Raw genomic sequence first — 25063 nt, forward strand, 5'->3', positions numbered from 1 at the left:
CAGGGACTGCTGGTGGGAGCCGGGTCGGGAGTCATGTCAGGAGACTCCGAGCTGGGCGCCGAGGACGAGCACGGCAGCGCCGGCGAGGACGACGTCGTCGTCCAGCGAGGCCATGCGGAGGTTGAGGCCGGCGGCGGTGGCCGGCATGGTGCGGGCGACGAGCGTGTCGTGCGCGGCGGTGCGCAGCGACCCGGCGAGCAGCTCCGAGGGCCCGGAGAGCAGCACCTCGGCGAGGTTCAGCGCTCCGACGACGGGGGCCAGGGCCTTGCCGAGGGTGCGCCCGACGTCGGCGAGGACGGCGTCCGCCGCCTCCCGGTCGAGGCCCTCGACGGCGCGCCGCAGCGCGGGTGTCGACAGGACGGTCTCCAGGCAGCCGCGACGCCCGCAGGCGCAGGGCTCGCCGTCGTCGACGGCGGTGACGTGCCCGAGCTCGCCCGCCGCGTCGGCCGCGCCGTGCACCCGCGCGCCGTCGACCATGACGCCGGCACCGACACCCTGGCCCACGGTGAGCACGAGCATCGAGTCGGCCGCGCCGCCGTAGGTGTACTCGGCGAGCGCCGCGGAGTTCGCGTCGTTGGCCACGTGCACCGGCAGGCCGAGCCGGTCGGTCAGGATCGCCGCGAGGGGCAGGTCGCGCCACTCGACGTTCGGCGCCTCGACGACGCGCCCCGAGTGGTCGACGACGCCCGGCGAGCCGATGCCCACGCCGATGACGGGACGGGTGGCCGCTGCGATGAGGCGTCGGGTGAAGCGTGCCAGCAGCTCGACGAGCTCGTCACCGCGACGGCTCCCCACCTCGAGCGACCGCCGGTCGACGGCCTCGCCCGTGAGGGTGAGCACGGCACCGCGCATCACGGTGTCGTCCGAGAGGTCGACGGCGACGATCTGGTAGGCGTCCGTGCGCATCCCGACGAGGATCGCCGGCTTGCCCACGCGGCGCCCTGGTTGGGTGCCGAGCTCCTCGACCAGGTCCTCCGCGAGGAGCACCCCGACGAGGTCGGAGATGGTGACGCGCGTCAGGCCCGTCGCCCGGGCCAGACCGGCGCGCGACGTCGGCCCCTCGTGGAAGAGGTGCTGCAGGACGAGCGACCGGTTGTGCGCCCGTGCGTGCTCGGGGAGCACCTTCGAGGTGGCCCGCAGGCCGCCGCCCAGGCCTCGCTGGCTGGTGCGCGTCGTCGTCGTGGTCATGTTTGTTAGTAGAGCGTCTTAACAGACGTGGTGTCCATCACCCGTCCACCTTCGTTACCTGATCGTTACCGGCGTCCCGTCCCACTCTCCGGGACCGAGGTCACGGTCGCGCCACGGTCCCATCACGATCTCGATCACGGCGCGCGTCCGGCCAGGTCAGCCGCCTAGAGTCGTGGCCATGCCGATCCGATCCCTGCCTCGCCGCGCCGCGGCTGCCGCCGTCGCCGCGGTCCTGACCCTCGGGCTCGCGGGCTGCTCCGGCTCCGGGGCGGACAGCGCCGGGGAGGCCGACGCGGGCGTGTCCGCCGCGGAGGATGCGGCCGGCGAGGCCGCCGCCGTCGCCGACGAGACCGCCGCCACGGACGGCGAGGCCTCCACGGTCGTGGACCGGGAGGTGGTCGTGACCGGCCACGTGACGCTGGTCTCGGAGAACCCGTCGACGACGTCGGCCGAGCTGGTCCGCCTCGTGGAGCAGGCGGGCGGGCACGTCGAGGAGCGGCACGAGAGCCCGGGCGAGGAGGGCTCCTCGGGGTGGGCCGAGCTCACGGTCCGGGTGCCTGCCGACCGGACCTCGAGCGCCGTCGACGCCCTGCGCGATCTCGGCACGGTGCAGGACATCGAGATGTCCAGCGCGGACGTCACGAGCCAGGGCCAGGACCTCGACGCCCGCATCTCCGCCCTCACCACGTCCACCGACCGGCTCAGCGAGCTGCTGGCCTCGGCGGGGTCCACGGAGGACCTGCTCGAGGTGGAGCGCGAGCTCTCGCAGCGCCAGGCCGAGCTCGACTCGCTCGCGGCGCAGCGCGACGCCCTGAGCGACCAGGTCGCCATGTCCACGCTGTACGTGCGGATCGACGCCCCGGCGGCACAGCTCACCGCCCCCCGCGGCGGCTTCACCGGCGGACTGGCCACCGGGTGGAACACGCTGGTCGCCAGCGTGGAGACGATCGTGCTGGTGCTCGGGTTCCTCCTGCCGTGGCTGGTGGTCGCCGCCGTCGTCTTCACCGGGTACCGGCTGGTGCGCCGCCGGCGGCGCACCGACGCCCCGCCGAGCGGGCCCGCCGGGGGCACCGGCGGACCGGGCTCCGGACCCGACGGCGACACCGACGGGCCCACGAGCGAGTCGCGGCGCGAGCCCCAGCTGACGCGCTGACCCGGTCAGGCGCCCGCCGAGGTCACCGCCAAGGCATCGATCTCCACGAGCATCTCGGGTCGCGGCAGACCGACCATCACCGTGGTCCGGCTCGGGAGCACGCCCGACGGGCAGTGCTGCGTGACGAACGCGCCGTACGCCTCGTTCATCGCCGCGAAGTCCTCGCGCGACGTGAGGTAGACGCGCAGCATGACGACGTCGTCGAAGGTGGCGCCCGACGCCTCGACGATCGCGCGGACGTTCTCCAACGTCCGCGTCGTCTGTGCCGCGACGTCGCCGGGGTGCAGGTACTCCCCCGTCGCCGGGTCGACCGGTCCCTGGCCCGAGACCTGGACGAACGGCCCCTTGCGCACCCCCTGGTGGAAGGTGTGCGCCGGAGCGGGCGCGTCCGGCGTGCTGATCGCCGTCTTGGTGGTGGTCATCGATCCTCCGTGAGCTCGAACGTCAGGGTGCCGACGACGTCGTCGCCGTCGGTGAGCAGGCCCGTGCGGTACTTGTCGAACGTGGTGCACGGGTGCGAGATGCCGAACCCGACGACGTCGCCCGGAGCGAGATCGTCGTCGGAGACGTGCAGGTACGCGTGCTGGTCGTCCAGCGCGGTCACACGGGCGTCCAGCGCCCGCGCACGCCCGAGCCGGCCGACGGCGTCCGTCCCGCGGGCGACCAGCGGCAGGGGCAGGTCGAGGTCGAACGACACGTCCCGGCGCCCCATCCCGCACACCGCCAGGCCGGGCTCCGGCGCGGAGAGCACCGACGCCCACACGGTGATCGCGGGGCGCAGCGGCGCGACCCCGAGCCGGGTCCAGGGGTCGGCGTGCGCGTAGTGCCCGTGGTCGTGGGCGACGTAGGCACCCGAGCGGACCACGACGCGCGCCCCCGGCGCCGTGGTCAGCCGGCGCACCACGACGTCCGCGAAGGCGCTCCCCCCGGCCGACAGGACCACAGGGCCGTCGACCCGGTGCGCGACGGCGGCGCCCGCCTCCCGCAGCAGCCCGCACCAGCGGGCGACGGCGTCCAGCTCGGCCGGGGTGGTTCCCGACGCGACCGGCCCCTCGTAACCGCTGACGCCCACCAGCCGGAGCCCGGCGTCGGCGACGGCTGCCGCGAGCGCCGCCACCCCCTCGACCGTCCGGACCCCGGTGCGCCCGCCGTCGACCCCCAGCTCGACGAGCACGCCGAGCCGGCGGTGCGTGGTGCCGTCGAACGCGGCGGCCAGCACCTCGACGCCGCGGGGTGAGTCCACGCAGACCCAGACCTCGTCGGCCTCGCCCGCGTCGAGCGCGGTGCGCAGCCGTGCGGCGTCGCGCGGGTCGACGAGCTCGTTGGCCAGCAGCACGCGCCGCGCCGTGCCCCACCCCAGCACGGTGCGCAGCTGGGCCGGCGTCGCGACCGTCGCCCCCCACGCGCCCGCGGCGCGCTGGCGTTCCCAGAGCTCACGGGACATGTGCGTCTTGACGTGCGGGGCGTGCTCGACGCCGGCCGTGGCCAGCGCCGTCGCCACGGTGGCGACGTTGTGCTCGACGGCGGCACGGTCGAGCGTGAGCAGCGGCCAGGACAGGTGCGGGTCGTCGATCCTCATGGTGCTGTTCTCCCTCGGGTGGGCCGCAGGCCACGGCCGGGCCGGGCGCCGGTGAGCTCGCCACCGGCCAGGACGGGGACCCCGGCGACGACCACGTCGTCGATCCCGACGGCGGGCGTGCGCGGGGTGTCGTACGTCGCGGTGTCGGTCACGGTCGCGGGGTCGACGAGCACCAGGTCGGCGACGGCGCCCGGGGTGACCCGGCCGCGGTCGGCCAGCCCGAACCGGCGTGCGGCGCGGGCCGACAGGTGCTCGGCGGCGTCGTGCCACGTCCAGTCACCGGTGGCACGCACCTGCTGGGCGAGGAACCGGGCGAACGCGCCCCAGCCCCGCGGGTGCGGCCGTCCCTCGTCCGTGGCGGCGCCGACGGGCTGGTAGATCGCGTCCGAGCCCGCGAGGTGGGCGGGGTGCCCGGCCAGCAGGCGCACCGACTCGGCGGTCCCGGTGGGCGGCTGGGCGAACACGCAGCTCGCCCGCAGGCGGGAGGCCCGCAGGACCCGCAGCGCGGCCTGCGCGGGCGGCACCTGCCACCGGGCGGCCACGTCCACCAGCCCGTGGCCCGCCACGTCGCCCTCGTGCGGGTCGAGGCCGGGCGCCCAGGCGAGGGTGACGCGCGGCCACAGCTCGTCCAGGCCGGCGAGGTGGACGCGCAGCCGCTCGCCGTGCTCCGGGTCGTCGATCAGGGCGAGGGTCGCGTCCGGGTCGGCGAGCGGCAGCCACGTGGGCAGCGCGACCATCGCGAGGATCGAGCAGCCCCGCAGGTAGGGATAGGAGTCGAAGGTGACGTCGAGACCGTCGGCCCGGGCGGCATCGAGCGCGGCGACGATCGGCGCGGCGGGTCCGTGCAGGTGGGAGACGTGGGTGGCCACGCCCGTCGCGGCGGCCAGCCGGAACAGCTCGGCGAGCGCCGGACCGGCCTTGTCCTCGTAGCCGCGCATGTGCGAGACGTGCGGCAGCCCGTGCTCCGCGGCGACGGCGGCGAGCGCCACCAGCTCGGCCTCCTGCGCCCAGGCCGCCGGGACGTACTCCAGGCCCGTGGACAGCCCGACGGCCCCGTCGGCGAACCCCTGGCGCGCGAGCGCGACCATCTCCGCCGTCTCGGCGGCGGTCGCGGCGCGCTGCGCCGTGCCCATCACGGTGCGGCGCAGGGTGCCGTGCGGCACCAGCGCGGCCACGTTCACCGGGGTCGCGCCGTCGTAGGTGGCGAGCAGCTCGGCCATGCTGCCACCGTCGAACCCCGGGTGGGCCCCGTCGATCCCGGCGAAGTACCGGGCGGCCCACGCGGCACCCTCGGCGGACGACGGCGCGTACCCCACGCCGTCGGACCCGGTGACGATCGACGTGACGCCCTGGCGCAGCAGCGCGTGCTGCACGGCGGGGTCGAGCACGGCGCTGCCGCCGTGGACGTGCGCGTCGACGAACCCCGGCAGCGCGAGCCGGCCCCCGGCGTCGAGGACCTGACCCCCCACGTGCGCGGACGACGGCTCGACGGACCGCACCGCGCCGCCCTCCAGCAGCACGTCGTGCGGTCCGCTGAGGCTGCCGTCCGGGCGGGGCAGCAGCACCCCGCGCACGGCGTCGAGCGGCCCGTGGCTCATGCGGGAACCTCCGGCTCGGCGCCGTCGCGGCCGGCGACCCAGCCGCCCGCACCCTCCCAGCCCGCGGCCGCCCGTTCGGCCGCGAGGTCGCGGGCGTGCCCGGCGATCCCGGGGCGCGTCTGCCACGGGTGCGGGCCGCCCGGCGGACGGAACTCGACACCCGCGGCGGCGAGCCGCGGCAGGTGCGCGGACTCGAGGCGGGCGAGGAACGCGGTACCGGCCCGGCCACCCACGTCGCGTGGTGCCGGGTCGGTCGTCCACACCGCCTCGGCGAAGGCCGCCAGCCGCGGGAACGCCGCGTAGTCGATGCGGCGTGCGGAGTCCAGGTGCTCGGTCCACACCTGCGCCTGGGCGCCCAGCAGGCTGCCCGGCAGCTCCGCGGGCAGGTCGGGCCGGGCCTCGCGGGCGGCGGCTGGCAGCGGCTCGAACGCGTACACGTCGGCGGTGGTCCGCACGAACCCGACCGGGATCGGCTCGTCGGGTCCGTCGGCGGCGCGGTGGTCCAGGTAGACCTCCTGCTCGGGCGCCATCACGACGTCGTGCCCGGCGGCCATCGCGTCCAGCGCCACCGCGTGCCCGCGCCAGCACAGGACGACGGCGTCGCGCGGCAGGTCCGGGCCGAACGCCTCGTCCCACACCACCGCGCGGCGGCCCCGCGTGCGCAGGTGGTCCGCGAGACGGGCGACGAACCAGCCGTGCAGACGGGCGACGTCCGGGGTGCCGTCGTCGGCGACGAGGCCCAGCGACGCGGCACGGTCGACGATGTCGGGCCGCTCGCTCCAGGCGGTGGTCGGCACCTCGTCGCCGCCCAGCGCCACGAACGGCGCGTCGAAGATGCCGCAGACCTCGTCGAGGACGTGGCGGAAGAACTCCAGGGCGTGCTCGGACGGGTCCAGCACGTCGGCGCTGATCCCCCAGGTCGTGGAGACCTCGTGGGACCCGCGGCGGGCGGCCAGGTCGGGGTAGGCCGCGAGCGCGGCCTGGACGTGGCCGGGCACGTCGACCTCGGGGACCACCAGCACGCCGCGCTCGCGGGCGTAGGCGGCGATCTCGCGCAGGTCGTCGGCCGTGTAGTACCCGCCGTGCGGGCGACCGTCGGGGGTGCCCGTGCGCCAGGTGCCCACGGTGGACTCGCGCCGCCAGGCGCCCACCTCGGTGAGGCGCGGGTACCGATCGATCGCGAGGCGCCAGCCCTGGTCGTCGGTGAGGTGGAGCTGCAGCACGTTGAGGTGGTGCGCGGCGGCGAGGTCCACGAACCGCAGCACGTCCGCGGTGGGCAGGAAGTGGCGCGCGACGTCGAGGAGCACGCCGCGCCAGTGGTGACGGGGCGCGTCCTCGAGGTGCACGGCCGGCAGCACGAGCGGTGCGCCGGCCGACCGCCGGAACGCCTGGGCGCCGGCGAGCTGGCGCAGGGTCTGCGCGGCGGCGAAGGCACCGGGCAGGTCCGCGGCGCCGACCCGGACGACGGCGCCGCTCACGTCGAGCGAGTAGCCGCCTCTGGCCAGGGCGTCGTCGAGGGCGAAGCGGACGGCGGGTGCCGGGGCACCGTCGTCGCCGTCGTCGTGGTGCTCGCGGTCCGCGAGTGCCGTCGGGACGAGGTCGATGCCGAAGCTCTCCTCGGTGACCCTGCGCCACCAGCGCGCCGCCGGCGCGAGCGTGGGGTGGGCGGCCACGCAGGCGCCGTCCGGCAGGGCGAGCTCTCCCGGCCGCAGCAGGGCCGAGGCGGGGGCAGGAACGGTGGGGACCGTCGTCGTCGACGGTGCGTCGTACGGCACGCCGTCACCCTAGCCAATTGGAAAGCAGTCCTGACAATCAGGGCTGGCCGTTGGTCTCCTCGCCCGCCCCCTCCTCGACCGGCACCAGCGGCTCCTCGGCCGTCTCGCGGTTGCGGCCCCGGCCCGCCACCTTGGGCCTGCCCCGTTGCTCCGCACGGTCCCGCTTGGCCAGCACGCCCGCGAACTGAGCCTCGATCGCCGCGCGTCTCTCGGTCGACAGCGCCTTGATCATGCTGATCATCATGAGGAACACGAGGACGAAGATGGGCAGACCGATCACCGTGATGACCTGTTGGAGTGCTGCCAGGCCGTCGGCATCGGTGACACCCCCGAGGATGATGAGCGAGGCGGCGAGCGCACCCTCGCTCACGCCCCAGAAGACGCGCTGCCGGGTGGGCCCGGCGTCCGGGGTGCCGGCACAGAGCATGTCGACCACCAGGGACGCCGAGTCCGACGACGTCGCGAAGAACAGCGCGACCACCACCACGGCGATGCCCGAGACCAGGGTCGCCGCCGGGAACTGTTCGAAGAAGGTGAACATGGCCAGCGCGACGTCCTGCGAGACCGCCTCGGAGATCACGCCGCCCGACCCGCCGATGCCGTCGATCTCCATCGCCGACCAGCCGAAGACGACGAACCACACCACGGTGAACAACGTCGGCGCGAGCAGCACACCGGCCACGAACTGGCGGATGGTTCGCCCCCGGGAGATCCGGGCGAGGAACACGCCCATGAACGGCGCCCAGGTCACCGTCCAGGCCCAGTAGAAGACCGTCCAGTCACCCTGCCAGCCCCAGCCGCCGTCCTTGGTGAAGGGGGACATCGCGTCGTTCCAGAACGCCAGGCCGGTCAGGTCCTGCAGGTAGACGCCGATGCTCTGCGGGATCTGACGCAGCAGGAACACCGTGTCACCCGAGATGAGGATGAAGATCATCAGGCCCACGGCCATGAGGATGTTGATGTTCGACAGGCGCTTCACGCCCTTGTCCAGCCCCGCGACGATCGAGGTCACGGCCACCGCCGTGAGCACCGTGATGATGCCCACCTGGAGAAGGGTGCTGTTCTCGACGTTCGGCAGGAGGTGGTTGATGCCGGCGCCGATCTGCGAGGTGCCCAGGCCCAGCGACACCGCCAGACCGAACAGCGTGCCGAGCACCGCGAAGATGTCGATCGTCCGGCCGATCGGGCCGTAGATCCGTTCCTTGAGGAATGGGTAGAACACCGAGCTGACCCGCAGCGGCAGGTCGTGCCGGTACACGAAGTAGCCGAACGCCAGACCGGGCAGCGTGAAGATCGTCCAGGTGTGCAGACCCAGGTCGTACAACGAGACGGACATCGCGTCCTCGGCCGCTTCCGCCGAGTACGGCTCCACCCCGGCGAACGGCGGCGTCCCGAAGTGGGAGATCGGTTCGGCGACGCCCCAGAACATCAGCACCGTGCCGATGCCGCCGGCGAACAGCATCGCGAACCACGACAGGTTCCCGTACTCCGGCCGGGCGTCGTCCGGCCCGAGGCGCAGGTGGCCGTAGCGGCTCAGCGCCACCCAGACCAGGAACAGCAGCCACACGGTCACGCCGAGGATGAAGAACCAGCCCAGGTTGGTGACGATCCACTCGCGCGCGCTGCCGAACGCCGACCCGATCGGCGCAGGGAAGATCATCAGCACGACGAGGAACAGCACCATCAGTGCGGCAGAGACGAAGAAGATGATCGGGTCGGTCCGTAGCCCCAGCCGCCTCGCGACGACGTCGAGCTTTCCCTCGGCCATGGCTGCCTCTCCCCCTGTGATGGACGTGACGTCCACCTTGCCGACGTCGGTGGCGATAGTCCAGCATCCACCCATGCTCCGCGCGTCGCGAGGCGCAGAGCGACCTGTCGACCGCCTGCGGCGGCCTCAGCCGCGCGAGGCCTTCTTCGTCCGGGTCGTCGCAGCGGCGGCCGCAGGGTCCTCGGGCCACGGGTGCTTGGGGTAGCGCCCGCGCAGCTCGGACCGCACCTGCGGGTACCCGGTGCGCCAGAACCCGGCGAGGTCCGCGGTCACCGCGGCGGGCCGGTGCGCCGGCGAGAGCAGCTCCAGGACCAGCGGCACCCGACCGTCGGCCAGGGCGGGCGCCCCCTGCCAGCCGAAGACCTCCTGGAGACGTACGGCCAGCGTGGGCCGGTCCGGGTCGGCATAGTTCACGCGCACGGCCGAGCCGGTGGGAACGGTGACGCGCTCGGGGGCGAGCACGTCGAGCCGGGCGGCCTCGGGCCAGGGCAGCAGCCTGCGCAGCGCCGTCGTCGTGTCCAGGCGGCGCAGGTCCCGGCCGGTGCGCACCCCGTCGAGGTCCGGCCCGAGCCACGCGGGCACGCTGGCCTCCAGCGCCGCGTCGGACACGTCCGGCCACGGCTCGCCGAGGGCCTCGTGCAAGAAGGCCAGCCGGCGGCGCAGCGAGATCGCGGCCGGGGGCCACGGCACCAGGTCGAGCCCTTCGGTGCGCAGGCCGTCCTGGACGGCGGCGGCGACCAGGGCGGCTGGCGGGCGCGGCAACGGCTCCGCCGACAGCTCGATCGCGCCCAGCCGCACCACCCGGCGCGACACCAGCAGGCCGTCCCGCCACGCGACGTCGTCGGCCGTCCCCAGCAGGCTCGCACCCGCCTCACGGGCGGTGGCCTCGTCGATCGGGACCGCCGACCGGACGAGCGCGTCGGGCTGCCCGGGCGACCGGGTCGCCTCCGCGACGGCGAGCCACTCGCTGCCGGCGAGCGCGCCCCCGGGGAGCCGCGCCCCGGCTCCCCCGGCCATGAGATACCGGTCGGACCCGGGCCGCTTGCGGGCGATACGGTCGGGATGGGCCAACGCCGTCACGATCCCCACGGCAAGGTCGAGGCTGACCCCGTGCGTCGCGCCCGACGTCGCGCCCGACGCCGCGGCCCGCTCGTCGCGCGGGCTCTGGTCCCGTCGCGCGACGATCCGCCCCCAGCGGTCCGCCTCTCGCCGCCACGGGCTGCCCCGACCCGCGGTCGCGCGCCGGCGGCGCAGCGCCGCCGCCAGGTCGACGTCGTCCGGGCCGCCGTCGGCGGCGAGCATCGCGACCGTCTCGGCGGCGACCCGCGGGCCGACCGCCGCCGCGCCGTCCAGCAGGGCCCGCGCCAGCCGCGGGTCGGCCCCGATCTCCGCGATCGCCCGTCCCCGCGCGGTGACGGCACCGTCGGACGTCACGGCGCCGAGCTCCCCGAGGACGGCGAGCGCGGCCGCCGCGGCGGCGGGCGGGGGCGCGTCCAGCAGGGCCAGCCCCGCGCCGCCCGGCGCGCCCCACAGGGCGAGCTCGAGCATCGGGCCGGTCAGGTCGGCGGTGAGGATCTCCGGGCTGGGGTGGCGCGCCAGCCGGGCGTGCTCCGCCTCGGACCAGCACCGGTACACCGTCCCGGGACCCTGACGCCCGGCCCGGCCGGCGCGCTGCTCGGCGCCGGCCCGGCTCACGCTCCGGGTGACCAGCCCGGCCAGACCGCGGTGGTGGTCGGTGCGCGGCTCGCGCACGAGGCCGGCATCCACCACGACCCGCACCCCCGGGACGGTGAGCGAGGACTCCGCCACCGCCGTGGAGACGATGACCCGCCGGCTCGACGACGGCTGCAGTGCGCGGTCCTGCTCGGCCGCCGGGAGGCGACCGTGCAGCGGCAGCACGTCCACCCGGGGCCAGGCGGCGCGGGCGGGGCGCACCACGTCGTCGACCTCCCGCGCACCGGGGAGGAACACGAGGACGTCACCGGCCTGTTCCTGCAGAGCCCGTCCCAGGACGTCGGTGACGTGACCGAGGAACTCGCGGCTCGTGCCCGTCGGCGTCAGCCGCGGTGCGGTGCGCGGCTCCGGGCACCAGACGGTCGAGACCGGGTGCAGGGCCCCGGGGACCGTGACGACAGGGACGCTCGTCCCGAGCAGCTCGGCGACCCGGTCCGCCTCGACCGTGGCGGACATGGCCACGACGGCGAGGTCCTCGCGCAGTGCCGCGCGGGCCTCGACGAGCATGGCGAGCAGGAGGTCACCGTCGATCTGGCGCTCGTGGACCTCGTCGAGCACGACGGCGCTCACGCCGGGGAGCTCCGGGTCGTGCTGCAGGCGGCGCAGCAGCGTGCCGGCGGTGACGAACTCCACCAGGGTGTCCGGACCGGTCTGGCGGTCGCCGCGCACCGCGAAGCCCGCCGTGCGGCCCACCGGCTCGCCCAGCAGCCCGGCGAGCCGGCGCGCGGCGGCGCGGGCGGCGATCCGGCGCGGCTGCGTGACAACGACGCGTCCGCCGAGGGCGACCGCGAGGGCGGGGGGCACCAGGGTGGTCTTCCCGCTGCCCGGCGGGGACTGCAGCACCGCTGCGCCCGAGGTCCGGACCGCCGCGTCGAGCTCGGCGAGACCGGCGGCGACCGGCAGGGCCGGCGGGGCGGCGAGGAGATCGACGAGCGCGGCGTGGGACATGCGCTCCAGTGTGCCGTGCCCGGCCCGGAACGCCGACGAGGCCCGGACCCGTGCCGACGATGCTGCTGGCAAGGGTTCGGGCCTCGTGCGAGGTGTGGAGCTGCCGGGAATCGAACCCGGGTCCGGTGACGCTGTTCCAGGACTTCTCCGGGCGCAGTCTGCTGTGCTTTTCTCAGCCCCCACACTCACGCAGACAAGGTGTGGACGGGCTCAGTCGTCTGAGAGTCCCCGCAGCCCCGACGACGAAGGCTGCGAGCAGTGGCTCTCTAGATGACGTGAGCTACCGGGTCGAGAGCAATCCCGGGCTCACGGACTTCGAGACTCGCTCAGGCGGCGAGGGCGAAGTCGGTGCGCTTGTTATCGGCACCTATAGGTTTGCAGGCATCGTTCACGAGATGAGCCTGCCTCCTCGGCCCGCTTCTCCTGGAATCACGACCACCGTCGAAACCGATCAGCCCCTGTGGTGTTGTCAAGGCCCGCACCCTCACCTGCCCCGATGCTGCCGGGGCGTGGTGGGCCGGGTGCGACCAGTCTAGATCATCAACCCGGCGGGTCGGAGGTTTATTTCCGGCCCGGCCGACCTGGCGCGGCCGGCCGTCAGCTGAGGAGCTCCTTCTGGCGGATCGCCCGCTGCGCCTCGCGCATGTCCTGCTTCTCGCGCAGCGTCTGGCGCTTGTCGTACTCCTTCTTGCCGCGGGCCAGGGCGATCTCCACCTTGGCCCGGCCGTCCAGGAAGTACAGCCGGAGCGGCACGATCGTGTGCCCCTTCTCCCGCGACTTCACGCCCAGGCGGTCGATCTCGTCGCGGTGCAGCAGCAGCTTGCGCTTGCGGCGCGGCGTGTGGTTGTTCCACGTCCCCTGGAAGTACTCCGGGATGTGGACGTTCTCCAGCCACGCCTCGTCGTGGTCGATCGCGACATAGCCGTCCAGGAGCGACGCGCGCCCCATCCGCAGCGCCTTGACCTCGGTCCCCGACAGGACGATGCCCGCTTCGAAGACGTCCTCGATCACGTAGTCGTGGCGCGCCTTCTTGTTGTTCGCCACGACCTGGCGGGGGTCGTCGGACTTCTTCTTCTTGGCGCCCTTGGCCTTGCTGGACACGGCTGCCTCCTCCCCTGGTCGCGGACCGCAGCGTCCCAGGATACGCGGCCGACGACGGCGGTCCAGGCTATTTCCTCGCTCAGCGATCAGCGGGGTAATGCCCGGAGTGGCCCGTCAGTTCAGCCAGCCGCCCATCGGGTCCACCGTGCTGCCGTTGACGTAGACCTCGAAGTGCAGGTGGCACGCCGTCGAGCTGCCGGTGGTCCCGGAGTAGCCGATGATCTCGCCCTTGTCGACCTTCTCCCCCACCCGGACGACGTCGCGGGACAGGTGCAGGTAACGGCTCATCACGCTGTCGCCCTTGTGGCGGCCGTGGTTGATGAGCACGTTGTTGCCCGGTCCGCTGCCGTAGTACGCCTGCTCGACGTACCCGCTCTGGGCGGAGTAGATCGGGGTGCCGCAGTAGGAGCGGATGTCCGTGCCGGCGTGCAGCCGCCACGCGTTGTACAGCGGGTGGAACCGTTGCCCGTACGAGCTCGTCACCACGTGGTAGTTCGTCGGCCAGCCCAGGAACGGGCCCGACGAGGACGACCCACCGCCACCGCCGGAGCTCGATCCTCCGCCCCCGCCATCGCCACCGGAGCCGGAACCGCCGCCGGAGCTGGATCCACCACCGCCACCGCCACCGTTGTTGTTGTTCTCGGCGGCCTGGCGCTCGGCCTCCCGCTGCCGGCGCTCCTCGGCCTCGCGCTGCCGGCGTTCCTCGGCCTCGCGCCGCTTGCGCTCCTCCTCGAGCCGGCGGTCGCGTTCCTCCTGCTTGACGATGATCTGCTGGATCTCGTCCTCGAGCGTCGCGCGCTGCGCCTCGTTCTCCTCGAGCTCGGCGACGGTCTCCTCACGCCGGTCCTCGATGGTGGCCTTGAGCTGCTTCTGCTCCTCGATGAGCTGTTCGACCTCGGCCTTGCGCTCGGCCGCATCCTGCTCCGCCTGCTCGGCCACGACGACGTTCGCGTCCGCCTCCGCCTTGAGGTCGGCGATGGTCTCGCGGATCGCGGCGAGGCGGGCCTCCTGGTTCCGCGCGACGGTCTCCGCCTCCTGCAGCTCCGCGACGGCGCGTGACTGGCTGCGCGCGGCCGAGGAGTTCACGGCGACGTCCTCGAGGAACTCCTGCGTGGACTGCGCGCCCGTGACGAGCCCGAGCGTGCTGACGTCGTCCCCGCGGCGGTACGCCTCCCGCGCCATGGCCGCGACCTCGGTACGGGCTTCCTCGGCCTTGCCCTCGCCGGCGGCGATCTCCTCGGAGATCCGGGTCTCCTCGTCCTCGGCGTCGGCGAGGCGCTGCGCGAGCACCTCCGCCTTGCGGCGGGCCTCGGCGAGCGCGGCCTGCGCCTCGGCCAGCTCGGCCTGCGCCACGGGCAGGCGCGCCTCGACGGCGTTGAGGTCGAGCACCGCCTGGGCGAACTCGGCGTTCGTGTCCTCGAGGGCCACCTCGAGCTCTTTGCGCTCGGCGTCCTTCTCGGCCTTCTCCCGCTCGGCGGCTGCTCGCTGGTCGTCGATCTCGTCGGCGAGCGCCGGCGCGGACGGACCGAGCACGAGCAGGCCGACGACGGCGGCACCGACGATCCGGCGCAGGCGGGAGGCGGGACGGTGGGTCACGGGATCACACTCTCGTGTATCGGTGCAGGGTGACGACGGAGGACACCAGGGCGAGCGCGACGGCGACGCCCAGCAGCAAGGGAGCGATGGCGAGCACGTCGGCGGTGGAGACGTAGTCGACCCAGTCGACGGACTGGGCGAGCCAGTCGACCACGAGGTACTGCACGGCGAGCCAGAGCCCGCCCACGGCGAGCACGGCCCCGACCAGCGCGGCGATGGCGCCCTCCAGCATGAAGGGGAGCTGGACGAACAGGTTCGATGCACCCACGAGTCGCATGATGCCTGTTTCTCGCCGTCTCGACACGGCGGAGAGCCGGATCGTCGTCGTGATCAGCAGCGCGGCGGCCAGCAGCATGACGGCGGCGAGGCCGACGGCGACGAGGGAGGCGCGGTTCAGTGCGAGGAAGAGCGGTTCGAACGCGGCGCGCTGGTCCTCGACCACCTCGACGCCGTCGCGGCCGCTGAGGACGTCGTCGACCACCTGGTACTGCTCGGGGTCGGCGAGCTGGAGCCGGTAGGACGCCTGCATGTCGTCCTCGGTCAGCTGGGTGCCCTGGTAGCCGTCGGGGTAGCGGGCCTCGAACGCCTCGAAGGCCTCAGCCTTGGACTCGAAGTAGGTGGTGGCGACCACCTCGTCCAGCTCGGTCTCGATCGCCTGCTCGATCGTGGCGATCTGGTCCTCGGTGGCCTCGCCCTCCGCGCAGGTGGGCACGGTGGACCCGTCGGGGCACAGGAAGACGGACACCTCGACGAGGTCGTACCAGTCCCCCTTGAGCTTGGTGACCTGCGCCTGCAGCAGCGCGGCCGATCCCACGAAGGTGAGGGAGACGAAGGTGACGAGGATGACGGAGATCACCATGGTGGCGTTGCGTCGCAGACCCTGGAGGACCTCGACGAGGATGAACTGCAGCCGCACCGCTCAGGCCTCCTCGTGGCCGGTACCGGCCCCGGACATGGCGCGGCGGGCCCGCCGCGACGGGGGCTCGGCGGTGTGGGAGTCCACGGGGTCCTCGGCGAGCGGCGCCAGCTCCGGGGCGTCGTGCTCGAACGCGCCCTGCTCGACGGCGGCCTCTGCGGCCTGCTCGGCAGCGAGGTCGCCCGGCTCGGGCTGGACCACGATCCGGGGCGTCGGTGCACCGCGCCGCGGCACCCCACGTCCCGGGGCGTCGAGCACCGGGGCCGGACCGACCAGCGGCAGGATGTCCTCGCGGCGGCCGTACTCGGCGTCCGCCTCGTCGCGGACCACGTGCCCCGTCGAGAGCTCCACGACGCGACGGCGCATCTCGTTGACGATCTCGTCGTCGTGCGTCGCCATGACCACGGTGGTCCCGGTGCTGTTGATCCGGTCCAGGAGCCGCATGATGCCGAGCGACGTCGTCGGGTCGAGGTTGCCGGTGGGCTCGTCCGCGAGCAGGATCTGCGGGCGGTTGACGAACGCCCGGGCGATGGCGACGCGCTGCTGCTCGCCGCCGGAGAGCTCGTGGGGGCGGCGCTTCTCCTTGCCGTCCAGCCCCACCCACTCGAGGACCTCGGGCACGGTGGTCCGGATGGTGTGGCGCGGGCGGCCGATCACCTGGAGCGCGAAGGCCACGTTCTCGTAGACGTTCTTGTTGGGCAGCAGGCGGAAGTCCTGGAAGACCATGCCGATGCCGCGCCGCAGCGAGGGCACCTTCCACCCGGACAGCCGGGTCAGGTCGCGGCCGGCGACGTAGACGCGACCACCGGTGGGCCGCTCCTCGCGGAGCACCAGCCGCAGGAACGTCGACTTGCCGGAGCCGGACGCGCCGACGAGGAAGACGAACTCGCCGCGCTCGATGTCGACGGAGACCTCGTCGAGCGCCGGCCTCGCCCCCCTGGCGTAGACCTTCGAGACGTTCTCGAACCTGATCACTGCGTGCCCTCCCCCCGACGGGCACCACGGGACCACGGTGCTCGCCTGATCGAGAGTCGCACGACGGCGGTCCCCGCCCGCCGGAGGACACGCCGGTGTGTCGCGGGTCGATCAGTTGCTCGACGCAACACCGGACAAACAGCGGAAATCCGCCAAACCCCGAGGTAGTGCCCATTCCGCCGACGTAGTCCCGCTCGCGCCGAGGTAGTGCGCGGCTCGCCGAGGTAGTAGGCGGCTCGCCGAGGTAGTGGGCCCGGCGCCGAGGTAGTGGGCCCGGCGCCGAGGTAGTGCCCGGCTCCGCGAAGTAGTGCGGCGCCGTTCGGGCTCAGGTCAGCTCTCGCCGCCCGAACGACGCCAGCGGATGCCGGCCTCGATGAACTCGTCGATCGCGCCGTCGAACACGTTCTGCGTGCTGCCGGACTCGTGCTCGGTGCGCAGGTCCTTGACCATCTGGTACGGGTGCAGCACGTAGGAGCGCATCTGATCGCCCCAGGACGCCTTGATGTCCCCGGCCATCTCCTTCTTCTTCGCCGCCTCCTCCGCCTGGCGGATCAGCAGCAGGCGCGACTGCATGACGCGCAGCGCGGCGGCGCGGTTCTGGATCTGGGACTTCTCGTTCTGCATCGACACCACGGTGCCCGTGGGGATGTGAGTCATGCGCACGGCGGAGTCCGTGGTGTTCACGGACTGGCCACCCGGGCCCGAGGAGCGGAAGACGTCGATCTTGAGCTCGTTCTCCGGGATCTCGATCGAGTCCGTCTGCTCGATGAGCGGGATCACCTCGACGGCGGCGAAGGAGGTCTGCCGGCGGCCCTGGTTGTCGAACGGCGAGATGCGGACGAGGCGGTGCGTGCCGGCCTCGACCGACAGGTGCCCGAACGCGTACGGCGCGTCGACCTCGAACGTCGCGGACTTGAGCCCCGCCTCCTCGGCGTAGGACGTGTCCATGACCTTCGTGGGATAGCCGTGGCGCTCGGCCCAGCGCAGGTACATGCGCATGAGCATCTCGGCGAAGTCCGCCGCGTCGACGCCACCGGCGCCCGCGCGGATCGTCACGACCGCGGCGCGGGCGTCGTACTCACCGTTGAGCAGGGTGCGGACCTCCAGCGACTGCAGGTCCTTGCGGATCGCCTCGACCTCGGCCTGCGCCTCGTCCAGGGAGTCGGCGTCCTCCATCTCGTTGCCCAGCTCGACGAGGGTCTCGACGTCGTCGATCCGGCTGCCGAGACGCTTCACGCGCTCCAGCTCGCTCTGCGCGTGCGACAGCGCCGACGTGACCTTCTGCGCGTTGTCCTGGTCGTCCCACAGGTCGGGAGAGGCCGCCTGGTCGGACAGCATCTCGATCCGCTCCTGCAGGACAGCAGGGTCGCTCACCGACTCGATGGACGTGAGGGTGGAGCGGAGCGCCTTGATCTCGGCGGGAAAGTCGATGGTGGCCACGATGTTCAAGCCTACCTGCCGCTCAGGAGGCGCCCGGCAGGGTCCTCCCGAACATGGCAGCCGTCGCGCGGGCGCTCGGCTCGCCCGCGTCGACGTCGGCGCCGGCCTCGACCAGCGCTTCGATCACCGCAGGCTCACCCTTGAAGACGGCACCCGCGAGCGGTGACTGGCCGCGGGCGTTCAGGCGGTTCACGTCCGCACCGCGCTCTGCCAGGCCCCGGACGAGGCCTGCGTGCCCGTGGTACGCGGCGAGCATGAGGAGCGTGTTGCCCTGCGCGTCGGCGTGATCGGACGGGACCCCGGCGTCGACGAACTCGAGCAGGAGGTCCTCGCCGGCGCGGGCGAGGTCGAACATCTGGTTCAGGTCGACGGGGAGCTTGTCGTTCATGGGGGCCAGTATCGCGCGGGTGCTACGGCGACACCCACCCGCGCTCAGCACGGAGCCCGGACTACTGACGACACAGGCTGCTTGAACCCTAGCTACCCAAGAGGCAGAAGGGAGCCTGCCCGATCTCAGAGGTCGCCCGACTCGAACGAACCCTGAGCCGCTGGCGGCAGGCATTACCGGCCTACTTCACCACCGACCGAGCCAACAACGGCGGCCCCGAGACCACAAACAGCATCCTCGAACTCCACGGCCGCCTCGCCTGTGGCTACCGCAACCGCGACAACTACCGACTACCGGTTGCCCTCTCCGCGTGGGCCTCGACATCACACCTCGACGGGATGTCCCGTGAGCCACGGAAACGGCAGATTGCGAAAATCATGGTGGAGCTTATCTGCAGATACACTACGTCCGCGACTCTGCGCCATAAGTCCACCCGATTGCTTTTCTGTATGCATCGAACCCTGCGTCAGTAGTTTGATATCTAACCACAAACTCCCCAATTCTCCCCGGGCGCCAAGCGCGCGGATCCTGGAGCAAATCACGAACCTTCGACACATCAACAACCGCAGCGTTATCGAAATCGATCGATTCCGCGCCCTTAATCACTTCAATCATACCTGTTTGGGCCAAATTGACGACCGCATCGGCGACTTCCTCGAGACTGTACCCACCTTTCACCTCCGTGCTCCCGACCCTCTTCCACGGGGCCTCCCAGAGCCCTGCCTCGTCAGCCTCGTATCCAAGCCACAAGAGTTCAACTTCCAACTCGTTCATCATAACGCCGGATTCCCTGCGAGTAGTTTACGGTACGCCGGGATTCGGCCATTGCAAACCCGCAGATACGGGCCGCGATGCAACGGGTCGGCACCGCTCTGACCCGAGGTCTCGACGCGCGTACCCATCGGCAGAGGCATAAATCGTGCACCATTCGTATGCTGCAACATGACCTCGACGTCCGTACCGCACCCTTCCGCCGTTTGCACCGCGAGGTCTACGTCCGCCGTCGACGTTGAACACGAAACGTCAGCAGCAGACGCGCTACCCGCTGCGACGGCGACGCCCACCAATCCGCCGAGCAAACCAGCCCAGCACTGACAGCAACACCAGTGGTCCGCAGGACCAGCTTTTGACACAAAGCGTCATCCCTTAGGTAGGTTCATCACCCTTGGGCCCCTCTGTTCGATGAACGGCCAAAACCTACCCATGTTTCGGTGCTCTGCACAACCTTTTGCGATCATCACCTGAGCGCGGGCTGGACATCGGATACTGCGCCACCTGCATGGCCGTGCGAGCGACGTCGCGAACCGCAACCTCTGGCTCGACACAACACCGAGGCGCTCGGTACGCGGCACCTGCCCACGGCATGTCCGTCCCCGATGCAGCGACGCCCCGCATTCCTCGGATCCACGGGGCGATGCGGCCGTTGTGCTCCAGACGCGACACGAGCTACAGGTGCAGGCAGCCCCGCTGCCCGCGATCCTGGACGGGTCAGGGAAAGGAGGGCGGCTCATGGTGATGGTCGTGTGGCACGGCGTCGCATCCGACAGCGTGGAGCACCTGGACCTCACGGTGCGAGACGGCAGGCTGCGGGCGCGGTCGATCGTGGACCTCGGTCCGGAGCGGCTCGAGTACGCCGTCGAGCTCGACCCCGACTGGACCTTCGTCGCCCTCAGCCTGCGCTCGTCGGACGGACGCACCCTGGAGCTGGCGCACGACGACGGTGAGTGGCACGCGGACGGGTCGCCGCGCCCGGACCTGGTCGAGGCGGTGGACCTCGACCTGGCGTTCAGCCCGTTCACCAACACGCTGCCGATCCGGCGGCTGGGGCTGGCGGTCGGCGATGCGGCCGACATCGTGACGGCGTACGTGGACCACGAGTCCTTCACGGTCACGGCGGACCCGCAGCGCTACACCAGGCTCGGCTCTGAGCAGTACCTCTACGAGTCACGCGACAGCGACTTCCGGCGCGAGATCACGGTGGACGAGGACGGGCTCGTCGTCGACTACCCCGGGCTCTTCGCGCGCACACCGCGCTGACCGGCGGGTGCCGGCAGCTAGCCGGCCCGAGCGGCCGCCGTCGCGGTGACGGTGATGCCACCACCGAACGAGTCGGTGAACCAGCGGATCAACGGCGGGTGCGACGTCGCCACGAGGCGAACGCGCGCACCCCGACCGTCCGGGCTGACCGCCTCGACCACCCGGATGTCTCGCAGACCGGGCGCCGTCGACGCCGGCTGGAGAGCGAGATGCTCGGACACCGCACGCCGGACGTCGCCGTCGCTCAGGGTCAGCACACCGGCGGATCCTGGCTCGGCCACGCTCTCGAGGTCGTAGTACGTGGCTTCGAGCATCGAGTCGGCGCCGGCGACGGCAAGCGAGTCAGCGAGGTCGAACAGGTGCTTGCGGTCCAGGTGCACCGACGCCGCGGAGGCCACCATGCCGACCAGCATCAGCCCGACGGCCACGAAGCCGGCCGTGAGCAGCATGATCCGTCCGTGTTCTTCCCTGCCCTCGGTCACGGGCGCACCGCCACGTGCTCCTCGACGGTGGTCACATGGGCCGCCTCGACCGGCACCGCGAGCGGTACCCACCCTCTCAGGCCGGCAGGCACGAGCGGCAAGGGCACCTCGTAGCGCACCGACACGCCGATCGTCGCGCCCGGCGTCAGGCAGGGGTCGTCGGAGCACTCGACCGTCAACAGGTCACCCCCTTCGACGTCGAACCCTTGGTCGCCGAGTGCGATGCGGGTCGCCGCTGCTGCCCGCGCCACGCCCTGGGACGACGACTCGGCGGTGACCACTGCTCTCGAGGCCTCGCGCGCCGCCCCTTCGACGGCGAACGCCGCGGCGTGCACCTGCGACAGCGCCATGACGAGGTAGACGAGCGGCACCAGAAGAAGGACGCTCACGCCCAGGAACTCCACGACGGCCGCGCCGGACTCGGGATCGCGTCGCTCGCTCATGTCGACTCCTCCAGCGCGTGCCCGGACACCGTCATCACTCCGGACGGCCCCAGCACGCCGACCACGGGCAGCGGTGCGCGCACCGTCACCTCGACGACGGCGAGGCCGTCCTGCACGGTGTCCCGCGCCGCCACCTCGTCCGCATACCGGTCCCCGAGAGACGCCGTGAGCAGGTCCCGGGTGCGCTGAGCGCCCGACGCGAGGTCGCGGTCAGCGCGAGCCGCGACCCGCGCACCCTCGGCCGCGGCGTCGATCGTCAACGCGCGGACGTGCAGCGCGAGGGTCACCTGGACCACGCCGAGGAACAGGGCGAGCAGCAGGGCGGAGATCATCGCGAACTCGGCGACCGCCGACCCCCGCTCGACGTGCCGCGCGGAGGGCGGCTCGACCGGTGAATCGGCCGGAACGACCTCAGCGACCGGTGACACTCTGGATCGCATCGGTGAACGCGCCCTCGAGGAGCGGCCCGGCCAGTGCCCACAGCGCGACGACGAGTCCGGCGGTCATCAGCGTCACGAGCACCCAGCCGGGCACGTCGCCCCGCTCGGGATCGTCGGCTGCCGGACGCCGGTCCGGGAGCGGCGCTTCGTCCTGCGGTCGGTGAGCGAGGTGGTCGTGGGACATGGTCAACCTTTCGGTGGGTCAGAGGCCTATCTGCAGGGTGGCCAGGGACGGGAAGACGGCGAAGACGACGGTGATGGGCAGGATCAGGAAGACGACCGGCACGAGCATGACGACCTCCTTCTTTCCGCCGGCCTCCATCAGGGCGCGACGCCCCGACTCCCGGACGTCCTGCGCCTGTGCGCGCAGGACGTCGGCCAGCGGGGTGCCGCGCTCCAGCGCGACCGCCACCCCCTCGGCGAACCGGGTGAGGGACGGCAGGTTGGTGCGATCGGCCATCGCCGTCAGAGCGGCGGCGATCGGAGCGCCCGCACGAACGTCGGCGAGCATCGTGGAGATCTCACCGGAGAGCTCGCCGCGGGCGGTGGAGGCGACTCGTTCGAGGGCAGGCATGGGCCCCTCCCCCGCGGTGACCGCGAGCGCCAGCAGCTCGGCCACGGTCGGGAACTCGGCGAGCATCCGTTCCTCGCGCTGTTGTGCCAGGGTGCTGAGCCGGCGGTCGCACGCGACGAAACCGACCGTCCCCGCCAGGAGCACCAGGGCGACCAGCGGGATCACTGCCGATCCCCGGGTGGCTGCGAGGAGCACCGCGGCGGCCAGGCCCACCACGAGGCCGAGGACGGTCCACACGAGCTGGCGGGCACGGAACTGCTCCACGGTGTCTGCGCGGCCGGCGCGGTCGAGCCGGCGCTGGACATCCGCCCGGGAGGAGCCGAGCCGCTCGAACCAGTGGGCGGCGTCGGACACCCACGGGGAGAGGATCCGCTCGACCACGCCGAAAGGGCTGTGCACGGTGTGGTCGCGCAGCAGGCCCGAGGACGCGTCCCGAGGGCGCAGGGCAGGTGCGAGGCGCTCGTCGAGGGAGATGCGGCGGCCACGCAGGCCGGCGATCACGAGCAGGAGGCCGATTCCTCCGAGAAGGCCCAGCAGCGCACCGGTGACGGCGGGGCTCATCGCAGCACCCGGCTCTCCTCGGGCAGCCGCCCGATCCGTCGCATGACCTGGTAGGCCAGCACCGAGCAGGCGGCGCCGGCCGCGAGGACGGCCACGCCGGCGGCGGAGTCGTAGGCGCGCGCCGTCTCCGGGCGGGTCGCGAGAAACGCGAGCACCACCCAGGGTCCCGCGGCAGCCAGGCGGGCGCCGTTGATCGTCCAGGACTGCCGGGCCTCGAGCTCCCCTCGGGTGCGCGCGTCTTCACGGAGGAACTCGGAGAGGCTCTTGAGCAGCCGACCCAGGTCCGTGCCACCGACCTCGCGGGTCAGCCGCAGCGCCTCGACGATGCGGTCCGCCACCGGGTCGGCGAGCCGCGCCTTGAGCAGGTCCAAGCACTCCCCGAACCGTCCGGTGGCCCGGTAGTCGGCGGCGAAGCGGGCGAACGGCTCGCGCAGCTCTGCGGGGCCGCGTTCGCCGAGCTGCGCGACCGCCTCCGGCAGCGAGAGTCCGGCACGGACTCCCGAGGCGAGGTGGTCGACGGCGTCCGGCCACACGTCCCGCAGGCTCTCGCGCCGTCGTCGGGCCCGGACACGGAGCAGCACCTCCGGCGCCACGGTGGCCATCAGCGCGAAGCAGCCGGCGATGGCAGGAGAGCGGGTCAGGGCGAGGCCCACCAGCATCACGGTCAGACCCACCCCCGCGCTGAACGCGTAGAGCGCGCCCGGCCCGACGCGCGGGACGCCCGCCTGGACCAGGACGTCCTGCAACACCTGGTTGCGCCTGCTTCGACGCACCCGGGATCCCGTCGGCTCCCAGCAGGACAGCCACACGAGGACGAGACCCACACCGCCGACGAGGCCGATCAGCACGCCCATCAGCGGTCACCGGCCAGCAGGGCGTTGACGTCGATCCCGGCTCGCTCGAAGCGCTCGACCCCGGGCGGGAAGCCGTCGCCGCGGACGAGGTCGCCGCCCAGCGCAGCCGGCCGGCGCTGGAAGATCTGCGCCGTCTCGACGCGGCTCTCCTCGACCCGCCCGGTCACGGCGACGATCTCGCGGACCTGGCGGGCGCCGTCCGCCGACACCCCGAGGTGCACCACCAGGTCGATGGCCGAGGCGACGGTCGGCGTGACGAAACGTTCGGAGACGTTCTCCCCGGCGAGCAGCGGCAGCGTGCACATCTTGGTGATCGCCTCGCGGGCGGAGTTCGCGTGGATGGTGCAGGCGCCGGGAACGCCGGCGTTGAGCGCCACGAGCAGGTCGAGGCTCTCTGCCTCCCGCACCTCGCCGATGATGATGCGGTCAGGACGCATGCGCAGCGACTCCTTGACCAGTCGCCGCAACGGTATCTCGCCGGTGCCTTCGAGGCTCGGCTGACGGCACTGCATCGCGACGTGGTCACGGACGGGCAGCCGGAGCTCGAAGACCTCCTCGCAGGACACCACCCGCTGACCGGCCGGGATGGATCCGGCCAGCGCGTTGAGCATCGTGGTCTTGCCCGCCTGGGTGGCGCCGGCGACCAGGATGTTCAGCCCCGCGCGGACGGCGGCGTCGAGGAACCTTGCGGCGTGGGGCGTGAGGGCACCCAGGCGGGTCATGTGGTCCACGTGGTGGGCGCGCACCACGTGCTTGCGGATGTTGACCGCCATGTGCTCGCGCGTCACGTCCGGGATCACGACGTGCAGACGTTCCCCGCCGGGCAGCGTGGCGTCGACGAACGGGCTGCTCAGGTCGAGCCGTCGACCGCTGGACGTGAGCATGCGCTCGACGAGGTCCCGCACCTGCGACGCCGTGAGGAGCGTGGTGGTCAGCTCGCTGACTCCTCGGCGCGCGACGAAGACCTGGGCGGGTGAGTTGATCCAGATCTCCTCGACCTCGGGATCGTCGAGGTACGGCTGCAACGGGCCGAGCCCGCCGAGCGCGTCGGCCACCGCCCGGACCGAGGCAGAGGTATCGGCCAGCGGCGGCACGACGCCGAGCGACACGCGCTCGGCGTAGTCCGCCGCCGCCTCGACCACCAGCCGGTCGAGACCGGCACGGTCGCTCACGGGGTCGATGCCACGACGACGGATCAGCTCGCGGACCTCGTGATGCAGGATGCTCGTGGCGTCGTCGCGCAAGGGCACGTCGATGGTCACCGGCAGACCTCTCCCTCGGGGACAATCCGGACCTTCCACCTGGTGCGCCGAGAGTAGCGAACATCGCCACGGCCCCGCTGCCACCCTGTGGACGACCCGCGCCCCGGTGTCGCCGACCTGTCGCCGCTGCCTTCCCGGAAGGACAAGATCCCTGGTCAGCGCGCTCGATGTCGCATCTATGCGTCGTGCCCCCCCGACCCCGGACCGCGGTCCGAATCGTGGACATGCCAGGCAGCACCTGCTGCGACACG

General features: G+C 72.6%; 22 protein-coding genes, 1 other RNA gene and 2 pseudogenes. 3 read left to right on the forward strand and 22 right to left on the reverse strand.

The annotated features are described in order from the left end of the window. Positions 1-36: 36 nt before the first annotated feature. A complete protein-coding gene (locus tag BCL65_RS07440; RefSeq protein WP_106266663.1) occupies positions 37-1188 on the reverse strand; it encodes an ROK family protein in 1152 nt (383 codons plus the stop codon). Between the two features lie 178 nt (positions 1189-1366). Here BCL65_RS07440 and BCL65_RS07445 point away from each other — a divergent pair, with 178 nt between their 5' ends. Continuing rightward, entirely contained in the window at positions 1367-2341 is a 975-nt protein-coding gene (locus tag BCL65_RS07445) for a DUF4349 domain-containing protein (protein ID WP_106286519.1), read from the forward strand. A 5-nt stretch (positions 2342-2346) separates the two neighbouring features. On the opposite strand, the gene BCL65_RS07450 is transcribed toward BCL65_RS07445, so the two are convergent. From BCL65_RS07450 to BCL65_RS07510, 13 genes and pseudogenes are all read right to left on the reverse strand, one after another. Then, complete coding sequence (locus BCL65_RS07450; RefSeq protein WP_106266666.1) at positions 2347-2763, reverse strand: RidA family protein; 417 nt, start codon at positions 2761-2763, stop codon at positions 2347-2349. Beyond that, positions 2760-3920 carry an alanine racemase gene (locus BCL65_RS07455; RefSeq protein WP_106266668.1) on the reverse strand — a complete coding sequence of 387 codons (1161 nt, stop codon included), beginning with the start codon at positions 3918-3920 and terminating at the stop codon, positions 2760-2762. The genes BCL65_RS07450 and BCL65_RS07455 overlap by 4 nt, the downstream gene beginning before the upstream one ends. After that, the gene (locus tag BCL65_RS07460; protein ID WP_106266670.1) at positions 3917-5518 is read right to left on the reverse strand and encodes an N-acyl-D-amino-acid deacylase family protein; all 1602 of its coding nucleotides are present in this window, start codon (positions 5516-5518) and stop codon (positions 3917-3919) included. The genes BCL65_RS07455 and BCL65_RS07460 overlap by 4 nt, the downstream gene beginning before the upstream one ends. Next, positions 5515-7293 carry a beta-N-acetylhexosaminidase gene (locus BCL65_RS07465; RefSeq protein WP_106266672.1) on the reverse strand — a complete coding sequence of 593 codons (1779 nt, stop codon included), beginning with the start codon at positions 7291-7293 and terminating at the stop codon, positions 5515-5517. Before BCL65_RS07465 ends, BCL65_RS07460 begins: the two co-directional genes overlap by 4 nt. A 37-nt stretch (positions 7294-7330) precedes the next feature. Beyond that, positions 7331-9061, reverse strand: coding sequence for a BCCT family transporter (locus BCL65_RS07470; RefSeq protein ID WP_106266674.1), 1731 nt, complete (start codon positions 9059-9061; stop codon positions 7331-7333). Between the two features lie 126 nt (positions 9062-9187). Beyond that, entirely contained in the window at positions 9188-11743 is a 2556-nt protein-coding gene (hrpB, locus tag BCL65_RS07475; RefSeq protein ID WP_106266676.1) for an ATP-dependent helicase HrpB, read from the reverse strand. A 92-nt stretch (positions 11744-11835) separates the two neighbouring features. Next, positions 11836-12202, reverse strand: a transfer-messenger RNA (tmRNA) gene (gene ssrA / locus BCL65_RS07480). A 138-nt stretch (positions 12203-12340) separates the two neighbouring features. Continuing rightward, a complete protein-coding gene (gene smpB / locus BCL65_RS07485) occupies positions 12341-12844 on the reverse strand; it encodes an SsrA-binding protein SmpB (RefSeq protein ID WP_106266678.1) in 504 nt (167 codons plus the stop codon). A gap of 114 nt (positions 12845-12958) precedes the next feature. Beyond that, complete coding sequence (locus BCL65_RS07490) at positions 12959-14440, reverse strand: M23 family metallopeptidase (RefSeq protein ID WP_279340811.1); 1482 nt, start codon at positions 14438-14440, stop codon at positions 12959-12961. Positions 14441-14444: 4 nt separating this feature from the next. Further along, positions 14445-15356, reverse strand: a complete 912-nt coding sequence (gene ftsX / locus BCL65_RS07495) for a permease-like cell division protein FtsX (protein ID WP_106266680.1) — start codon at positions 15354-15356, stop codon at positions 14445-14447. Positions 15357-15653: 297 nt separating this feature from the next. Continuing rightward, positions 15654-16331: pseudogene (ftsE, locus tag BCL65_RS07500) on the reverse strand (cell division ATP-binding protein FtsE); the annotation flags it as partial. Positions 16332-16661: 330 nt separating this feature from the next. After that, positions 16662-17771 (reverse strand): peptide chain release factor 2, encoded by a 1110-nt coding sequence (gene prfB / locus BCL65_RS07505; RefSeq protein ID WP_106266953.1) that lies wholly within the window; start codon positions 17769-17771, stop codon positions 16662-16664. A gap of 22 nt (positions 17772-17793) precedes the next feature. Then, positions 17794-18159, reverse strand: a complete 366-nt coding sequence (locus BCL65_RS07510) for an ankyrin repeat domain-containing protein (protein ID WP_106266683.1) — start codon at positions 18157-18159, stop codon at positions 17794-17796. A gap of 116 nt (positions 18160-18275) precedes the next feature. Between BCL65_RS07510 and BCL65_RS18520 the strand changes: the two are divergent. Further along, positions 18276-18470: pseudogene (locus BCL65_RS18520) on the forward strand (transposase); the annotation flags it as partial. Between the two features lie 91 nt (positions 18471-18561). Here the strand turns inward: BCL65_RS18520 and BCL65_RS17785 are convergent. After that, a complete protein-coding gene (locus BCL65_RS17785; protein ID WP_125206508.1) occupies positions 18562-18924 on the reverse strand; it encodes a hypothetical protein in 363 nt (120 codons plus the stop codon). A 744-nt stretch (positions 18925-19668) separates the two neighbouring features. On the opposite strand from BCL65_RS17785, the gene BCL65_RS07520 reads away from it, so the two are divergent. After that, positions 19669-20196 carry a putative glycolipid-binding domain-containing protein gene (locus BCL65_RS07520; RefSeq protein ID WP_106266685.1) on the forward strand — a complete coding sequence of 176 codons (528 nt, stop codon included), beginning with the start codon at positions 19669-19671 and terminating at the stop codon, positions 20194-20196. 17 nt (positions 20197-20213) lie between these two features. On the opposite strand, the gene BCL65_RS07525 is transcribed toward BCL65_RS07520, so the two are convergent. From BCL65_RS07525 to BCL65_RS07555, 7 genes are read right to left on the reverse strand one after another with little or no spacing between them, the layout of a single operon-like run. Then, positions 20214-20645 carry a hypothetical protein gene (locus BCL65_RS07525; protein WP_106266687.1) on the reverse strand — a complete coding sequence of 144 codons (432 nt, stop codon included), beginning with the start codon at positions 20643-20645 and terminating at the stop codon, positions 20214-20216. 29 nt (positions 20646-20674) lie between these two features. Then, positions 20675-21121: a pilus assembly protein TadE gene (locus BCL65_RS07530; protein WP_106266689.1), complete on the reverse strand. Its 447-nt coding sequence runs from the start codon at positions 21119-21121 to the stop codon at positions 20675-20677. Beyond that, positions 21118-21561: a TadE family protein gene (locus BCL65_RS07535; protein WP_106266691.1), complete on the reverse strand. Its 444-nt coding sequence runs from the start codon at positions 21559-21561 to the stop codon at positions 21118-21120. The genes BCL65_RS07530 and BCL65_RS07535 overlap by 4 nt, the downstream gene beginning before the upstream one ends. Then, positions 21533-21745 carry a hypothetical protein gene (locus BCL65_RS07540; RefSeq protein ID WP_106266693.1) on the reverse strand — a complete coding sequence of 71 codons (213 nt, stop codon included), beginning with the start codon at positions 21743-21745 and terminating at the stop codon, positions 21533-21535. The genes BCL65_RS07535 and BCL65_RS07540 overlap by 29 nt, the downstream gene beginning before the upstream one ends. Before the next feature lie 18 nt (positions 21746-21763). After that, positions 21764-22696, reverse strand: a complete 933-nt coding sequence (locus tag BCL65_RS07545) for a type II secretion system F family protein (protein ID WP_106266695.1) — start codon at positions 22694-22696, stop codon at positions 21764-21766. Then, complete coding sequence (locus BCL65_RS07550; protein ID WP_106266696.1) at positions 22693-23550, reverse strand: type II secretion system F family protein; 858 nt, start codon at positions 23548-23550, stop codon at positions 22693-22695. The genes BCL65_RS07545 and BCL65_RS07550 overlap by 4 nt, the downstream gene beginning before the upstream one ends. Next, on the reverse strand, positions 23550-24812 hold the full coding sequence (locus BCL65_RS07555; RefSeq protein ID WP_243400863.1) for a CpaF family protein: 1263 nt from the start codon (positions 24810-24812) through the stop codon (positions 23550-23552). The genes BCL65_RS07550 and BCL65_RS07555 overlap by 1 nt, the downstream gene beginning before the upstream one ends. Positions 24813-25063: the final 251 nt, after the last annotated feature.

Origin of the sequence: Isoptericola halotolerans (assembly GCF_003003075.1) — a bacterium.
Classification (GTDB): Bacteria; Actinomycetota; Actinomycetes; order Actinomycetales; family Cellulomonadaceae; genus Isoptericola; species Isoptericola halotolerans_A.